The sequence below is a fragment of the Burkholderia sp. lig30 genome, from assembly GCF_000687455.2.
Classification (GTDB): domain Bacteria; phylum Pseudomonadota; class Gammaproteobacteria; order Burkholderiales; family Burkholderiaceae; genus Burkholderia.
The window spans coordinates 62,997-69,268 of sequence record NZ_JGVW01000060.1; the positions used below are offsets into that span (position 1 = coordinate 62,997).

The window sequence follows — 6,272 nt, forward strand, 5'->3', positions numbered from 1 at the left end:
CATGAGAGATGGAATGACGACTACATTCGACGAGGCGACAACGGCGGCGATCGCCGCGTTTGCCCAATTGGATTTCTACACGGCTGTGCAAGCGATGCGCGCCGAGGCCGATTACGACCGCGAACGAGACCAGTGGATCTCGCGCTATATCGACGAGCACGGCGGCGGCGCGGACGATGCAGCATACGATGCCTTGCACGCGCAGGCCCAGGCAACCCCGGAATACGCGCAGTTCGTCGATGCGGTTCGCCGGGAAATCCTGGAATACTTCGGCGTGGCCGACAATCAACTGGACTGGATGGTCCTGCTGCGCAATGACGACAGCGATGAGCTTTGGGCGGAAGTCAACCGGCGGCGGAGCGCGCTGGGAACCGGTGAAGTGCGCGGAGATCTCTGACCATTGCTTGCCATTGGGGTCTCAAGTCGTGCTGGGTGCGGGGCTAGAGTCAGGTCAGTCACGTGATGCGCCGGGCTCTCAGTCGCTGCAACCGATCCGCTAAGGGAGGACAAGCTTTCGGATCTTCGGAACGAGTGACCGTTGTGCTCTCCCACTCAATACCAGCGTCGTCGAAAGCCTCAACAACACCATCAAGGTCATCAAGCGCAGCGCTTACGGATACCGCGACGAGGAATACTTCTTCCTCGAAATCCGCGCAGCCTTCCCCGGTAATCCGCGATCAACCAAATAAAACAACCCGATCGGCGCAACGCCCATCGGGTTGTTTCGGTCATACCGATCCGCTCGTTCGAGCCCGTGCCGGGCGCCTTCGTCTCGCCCGCGGGCCGCTGGGCGCGATCAGCCGGCGACGGCCGCCTCGCCGACGGTGCGCATCGTGTGCGTGTCCCGGTAGCGCACATGCCACGCCAGCGCTTCTTCGAGGACGTGCGGCGTCTGTCCGCCGTAGCGGCTCGCGCGCGTCACGTAGTCGCGCAACGCATCGCGATAGCGCGGGTCGGCGCAATGATTGATGACCTGCTGCGCGCGCTCGCGCGGCGCGAGGCCACGCAGGTCGGCCAGCCCGTGCTCCGACACGATGACGTCGACGTCGTGCTCGGTATGGTCGACGTGCGAGACCATCGGCACGATGCTGGAAATGTCGCCGTCCTTCGCGATGGACTTGGTGACGAACACCGACAGGTACGCATTGCGCGCGAAGTCGCCCGACCCGCCGATGCCGTTCATCATGTGCGTGCCGCCGACGTGCGTCGAGTTCACGTTGCCGTAGATGTCGCATTCGAGCGCGGTGTTGATCGCGATCACGCCCAGGCGGCGAATCACCTCGGGATGGTTGCTGATCTCCTGCGGCCGCAGCACGAGGCGCGACTTGTAGCGCTCGAGATCGGCGAGGAACCCCTGCTGCTTCGCGCTCGACAGCGCCACCGCCGACCCGGACGCGAAGCTCAGGCGGCCCGCGTCGAGCAGCTCGATCGTGCTGTCCTGAAGGATCTCGGAATACATCCGGATGTCGGTGAACGGCGAATCGCACATCCCGTGCAGGACCGCGTTCGAGATCGTGCCGACGCCGGCCTGCAGCGGCTGCAGCGACGGCGCGAGACGGCCCGCGCGCACTTCGTGCAGCAGGAAGGTGTTGAGATGGTCGGCGATCAGCTGCGTCTGCTCGTCGGGCGGCAGCAGATTCGCGGGGCTGTCGTCGGTCTGGGTGAACACGATCGCCACGATCTTCTCCGGGTCCACCGGAATGAACGGCAGGCCGATGCGCTGCTCGGCGGCGATCAGCGGAATCGGCTGGCGGTACGGGCGATCGATCGGCTGATACACGTCGTGCAGGCCTTCCAGCGCCGCCGGCATGTTGAGGTTGATCTCGACGATGACCTTCTTTGCCATCGACACGAAGCTCGCCGAGTTGCCGACCGACGTGGTCGGGACGATGCCGCCGCATTCGGTGATCGCGGTTGCCTCGATCAGCGCGACGTCCACCGGCGCCACGTGGTGCGACCGCAGTTGCTCGACCGTTTCCGACAGATGCTGGTCGAGGTACATCACCTCGCCCGCGTTGATCTTGCGGCGCAACGCGGCATCCGACTGGAACGGCATCCGGCGCGCCGTCACGTTGGCTGCCGCGAGCGTCTTGTCGATGTCGTGTCCGAGCGACGCGCCGGTGATCAGCGTGATGCGCACCGCCTCGTCGGCCGCGCGCCGCGCCAGCGCGAACGGCACGCTCTTGCAGTCGCCCGCATAGCCGAACCCGCTCATGCCGACGGTCATGCCGTCCTTGATCAACGTCGCGGCCTCGTCGGCCATCATCACCTTGCCGCGCAACCGTGCGCAGCGAATCCGTTCTGTCTGCATTCCGTCTCCTCTTTGCATGCCGTCCCCGCGTCCGCGCGCATGTCGAATCCGGGCCAGCACGACAGATCGGCCGTTCCGGATGCGCGGAGCAGATGTCGACATTCAGTTTAATCTCGCGACCGTCATTCTCTGAATGACTTAAAATCATGCATTCAAGTCGGTTTTTTCATGCATTGAGGAACCTCGATCCATGGCGATAGACATCCGCGCGCTGCGCTACTTCGTCGAGACGGTGCGCTTGAACAGCTTCACGCAGGCTGCCGCGGCGCTGTTCGTCACGCAGTCGACGATCAGCAAGATGGTGCGCCAGCTCGAAGACCAGGTCGGCCAGCCGCTGCTGATCCGCGAGGGCCGCCAGGTCCGGCTGACCGACGTCGGCCGGATCGTCTTCGCGCGCGGGCAGGAGGCGCTCGACGTCGTGCACCGCTTGCAGGTGGAAGTCGCGGACGTGGTGTCGCTCGGGCGCGGCCAGTTGACGGTCGGCATCCCGCCGATGGGCAACCTGTTTCTGTCCGATGCGGTCAGGACGTTCCGCGAGCGGTTTCCCGATCTGGAATTGAGTCTCGCCGAGCATGGCGGGCAGTTGACCGAGCAGATGGTCGCGGCCGGCGAGCTGGAAGTCGGCGCGACGATCCTGCTGCCGGGGGAGCGCGAGGCGGAGGTGAACAGCCGCACGTTCGCGAGTTATCCGATCTGGGCGGTCGGCCCGCTGCATGCGGGCTGGGGCGGGCACAAGACAGTCAAGCTGTCGGCGTTGCGCGACGAGCCATTGATTCTGCTGAAGGATGAATTCGCGCTGACCCATCAGATGCGGATGGCCTTTCGCGACGCGGGCATCGAGCCGCGCATCACCGCGCAAAGCGGGCATTGGGATTTTCTGGCGGCGATGGCCAGCGCCGGGCTCGGCACGACGTTCCTGCCCGAGCCGTTTCTCGCGCGGCTCGACCTCGCGACGCTGTCGGTCGCGCGCCTGAGCGCGCCGGCGATGAACTGGACGCTCGTGCACATCTGGCACCGGCACCGCTATCTGTCGCACGCGGCGCGTGCGTGGCTGTCCATCTGCGGCGTGGACGTCGATCGTGCGGGTTAGGGCCCGTTCACGCTAATCACGGGCTTGCGAACGTGCGTTGCCGGCTGCCCCCAAGGGGACCCCGCAGGCGTGTGCACGGAGGGAGGCGCGCCGTTTGGCCGCGCCAAACAAGCGACGCCCGGCGCCGCAATGCGGCCGGTAAACGGCAGACGCCGCGGCGCGCAGCGCGCGTCGCGGCACGCGCTGCGCCGCCCCCGCCAGACTGGCGACGACGACACAACGCTGCGTATCCATCGATACGCGGGGGCACGCGCGCAGCGAATCCACCGCGACGCGCGCTCGATGCGAGGCGCCAACCGCCTCGCGGCGCTCACTCGTAGCGGTACACGCCGCGGCCGGTCTTGCGCCCCAGATGCCCCGCCGCGACGAGTTCCCGCAGCAACGGGCACGCGCGGTACTTCGGATCGCCGAAGTCCTTCAGGAACACGTCCATCACCGACAGGCAGACGTCGAGCCCGACCAGGTCGGCCAGCGCGAGCGGGCCGATCGGGTGATTCGCGCCGAGGCGCATGCCTTCGTCGATCTCCTCGGCGGTCGCCACGCCTTCCGCCAGCGTGAAGAACGCCTCGTTGATCATCGGGATCAGGATGCGGTTGACGACGAAGCCCGGCGAGTTCTTCGCGGCGACGGGCGTCTTGCCGAGGCGCTCCGTCAGCGCGCGCACTGCGTCGACCACTGCGTCGCTCGTCTGCACGCCGCGGATCACCTCGACCAGCGCCATCAGCGGCACCGGATTGAAGAAGTGCATGCCGATGAAGCGCTCCGGCTTGCGGAGCGTCGCCGCCAGCGCCGTGATCGAGATCGACGACGTGTTCGACGCGATGATCGTCTCGTCCTTCACGACCGACTCGATCTGCCGGACGATGCGCGTCTTGAGCTCGACGTTTTCCGTCGCCGCCTCGATCACCATGTCGACTTCCGCCAGCTTCTGGTAGTCGGTCGACGTCGCGATGCGCGTCAACGCGGCGTCGCGCACGGATGCGTCGAGCTTGCCCTTCTCGACGAGACGCGCGAGGCTCGACGTGAGCTTCGCCACGCCGCGCTCGAGCGCTTCGTCGGTCACGTCGACCAACGTGACCTTCACGCCTGCCACGGCGGCGACCTGGGCGATACCGTTGCCCATCGTGCCAGCGCCGATAACGCCAATCGATTCAATTGCCATCATGCTCTCCTCACTGTGAAGCCTTCGATATCCGGCCGTATCATATCGCTTGATCGGCCGGCGCTTCAGCCAAGTTCTTTTGCCAGCTCCGGCGCGACCGTGAACAGGTCGCCCACCAGACCGTAATCCGCCACGCTGAAGATCGGCGCTTCCGGGTCCTTGTTGATCGCGACGATCACCTTCGAATCCTTCATCCCGGCCAGATGCTGGATCGCACCCGAGATGCCCACCGCGATGTACAGCTGCGGCGCGACGATCTTGCCGGTCTGGCCGACCTGGTAGTCGTTCGGCACGTAGCCCGCGTCGACCGCCGCGCGCGATGCGCCCAGCGCCGCCTGCAGCTTGTCCGCCAGCGGCTCCAGCACCTTCGTGTAGTTTTCGCCGCTGCCGAGACCCCGGCCGCCCGACACGATGATCTTCGCGCTCGTCAGTTCCGGACGGTCCAGCTTCGTCACCTCGCGGCTGACGAACTGCGACACGCCCGCGTCCGCCGCCGCCTCGATCTTCTCGACCGCTGCGTTGCCGCCTTCCGCCGCCACCGGGTCGAAGCCCGTCGAACGCACCGTGATCACCTTGACCGGATCGCTCGACTGCACCGTCGCGATCGCGTTGCCCGCGTAGATCGGGCGCTCGAACGTGTCCGCGCTGTCGACGGCCGTGATGTCCGAGATCTGCGCGACATCCAGCTTCGCCGCCAGGCGCGGCGCGATGTTCTTGCCGTACGCGGTCGCCGGCGCGAGGATGTGCGAGTAGTCCTTCGCGATGTTCAGCGCCGTCGCCTCGACGTTCTCCGCCAGGCCTGCGGCCAGCTGCGGCGCGTCGGCCAGCAGCACCTTGCTCACGCCCGCGATCTTCGCTGCCGCGTCGGCCGCCGCTTGCGCGTTATGACCCGCGACCAGCACGTGAATGTCGCCGCCGACGAATTTGCCAACCTCGGCCGCCGCCGCCACCGTGTTCAGCGTCGCCGCCTTGATCGACGCGTTGTCGTGTTCCGCAATTACCAGAATCGTCATCTCTTTCCGCTCCCCTTACAGCACCTTGGCTTCGGTCTTCAGTTTCTCGACCAGCGTCTTCACGTCCGGCACCATCACGCCCGCCGCGCGCTTCGGCGGCTCCACCACCTTCAGCGTCTTCAGGCGCGGCGCGACGTTCACGCCCAGCTCTTCCGGCTTCACGGTCTCCAGCGGCTTCTTCTTCGCCTTCATGATGTTCGGCAGCGTCACGTAGCGCGGCTCGTTCAGGCGCAGGTCCGTCGTCACCACCGCCGGCAGCGTCAGCGACAGCGTTTCCGCGCCGCCGTCGACTTCACGCGCGACCGTTGCCTTGCCGTCGGCGACCGTCACCTTCGACGCGAACGTCGCTTGCGGCAGGCCTGCCAGCGCGGCCAGCATCTGGCCCGTCTGGTTCGAGTCGTCGTCGATCGCCTGCTTGCCGAGGATCACCAGTTGCGGCTGCTCCTTGTCGACCAGCGCCTTCAGGATCTTCGCGACCGCCAGCGGCTCGACGCCGTCGTTCGACTCGACCAGGATCGCGCGGTCCGCGCCAATCGCCAGCGCGGTGCGCAGCGTTTCCTGCGCCTGCGCGACACCGACCGACACCGCGATCACTTCGGTCGCCACGCCCGCTTCCTTCAGGCGCACCGCCTCTTCCACCGCGATCTCGTCGAACGGGTTCATCGACATCTTCACGTTCGCAATGTCGACACCCGT

Annotated in this window: 6 protein-coding genes and 1 pseudogene; 3 read left to right on the forward strand and 4 right to left on the reverse strand. The window is 66.3% G+C overall.

Features of this window, described 5'->3' with window-relative positions:
- Window positions 1–13 precede the first annotated feature (13 nt).
- Window positions 14–397 carry a hypothetical protein gene (locus tag LIG30_RS07690; RefSeq protein WP_038710994.1) on the forward strand — a complete coding sequence of 128 codons (384 nt, stop codon included), beginning with the start codon at window positions 14–16 and terminating at the stop codon, window positions 395–397.
- Window positions 398–536: 139 nt separating this feature from the next.
- Window positions 537–689: pseudogene (locus LIG30_RS25145) on the forward strand (transposase); the annotation flags it as partial.
- Window positions 690–796: 107 nt separating this feature from the next.
- Here LIG30_RS25145 and LIG30_RS07695 read toward each other — a convergent pair.
- On the reverse strand, window positions 797–2,311 hold the full coding sequence (locus LIG30_RS07695) for an acetyl-CoA hydrolase/transferase family protein (RefSeq protein WP_038710995.1): 1,515 nt from the start codon (window positions 2,309–2,311) through the stop codon (window positions 797–799).
- A 190-nt stretch (window positions 2,312–2,501) separates the two neighbouring features.
- On the opposite strand from LIG30_RS07695, the gene LIG30_RS07700 reads away from it, so the two are divergent.
- Window positions 2,502–3,401 carry a LysR family transcriptional regulator gene (locus LIG30_RS07700; RefSeq protein WP_038710997.1) on the forward strand — a complete coding sequence of 300 codons (900 nt, stop codon included), beginning with the start codon at window positions 2,502–2,504 and terminating at the stop codon, window positions 3,399–3,401.
- Window positions 3,402–3,711: 310 nt separating this feature from the next.
- Here LIG30_RS07700 and LIG30_RS07705 read toward each other — a convergent pair whose 3' ends face one another.
- From LIG30_RS07705 to LIG30_RS07715, 3 genes are all read right to left on the reverse strand, one after another.
- Entirely contained in the window at window positions 3,712–4,563 is an 852-nt protein-coding gene (locus LIG30_RS07705; RefSeq protein ID WP_038711020.1) for a 3-hydroxybutyryl-CoA dehydrogenase, read from the reverse strand.
- A 65-nt stretch (window positions 4,564–4,628) separates the two neighbouring features.
- Window positions 4,629–5,576: an electron transfer flavoprotein subunit alpha/FixB family protein gene (locus LIG30_RS07710; protein WP_038710998.1), complete on the reverse strand. Its 948-nt coding sequence runs from the start codon at window positions 5,574–5,576 to the stop codon at window positions 4,629–4,631.
- 15 nt (window positions 5,577–5,591) lie between these two features.
- A partial coding sequence (locus LIG30_RS07715; protein ID WP_038711000.1) for an electron transfer flavoprotein subunit beta/FixA family protein occupies window positions 5,592–6,272 on the reverse strand: 681 nt, incomplete at its 5' end.

What these genes read in the sequence shown, in the direction of transcription:
- LIG30_RS07690 (WP_038710994.1), top strand. Translation starts at nt 14, where the DNA reads ATGACGACTACATTCGACGAGGCGACAACGGCGGCGATCGCCGCGTTT.
- LIG30_RS07695 (WP_038710995.1), bottom strand. Translation starts at nt 2,311, where the DNA reads ATGCAGACAGAACGGATTCGCTGCGCACGGTTGCGCGGCAAGGTGATG.
- LIG30_RS07700 (WP_038710997.1), top strand. Translation starts at nt 2,502, where the DNA reads ATGGCGATAGACATCCGCGCGCTGCGCTACTTCGTCGAGACGGTGCGC.
- LIG30_RS07705 (WP_038711020.1), bottom strand. Translation starts at nt 4,563, where the DNA reads ATGGCAATTGAATCGATTGGCGTTATCGGCGCTGGCACGATGGGCAAC.
- LIG30_RS07710 (WP_038710998.1), bottom strand. Translation starts at nt 5,576, where the DNA reads ATGACGATTCTGGTAATTGCGGAACACGACAACGCGTCGATCAAGGCG.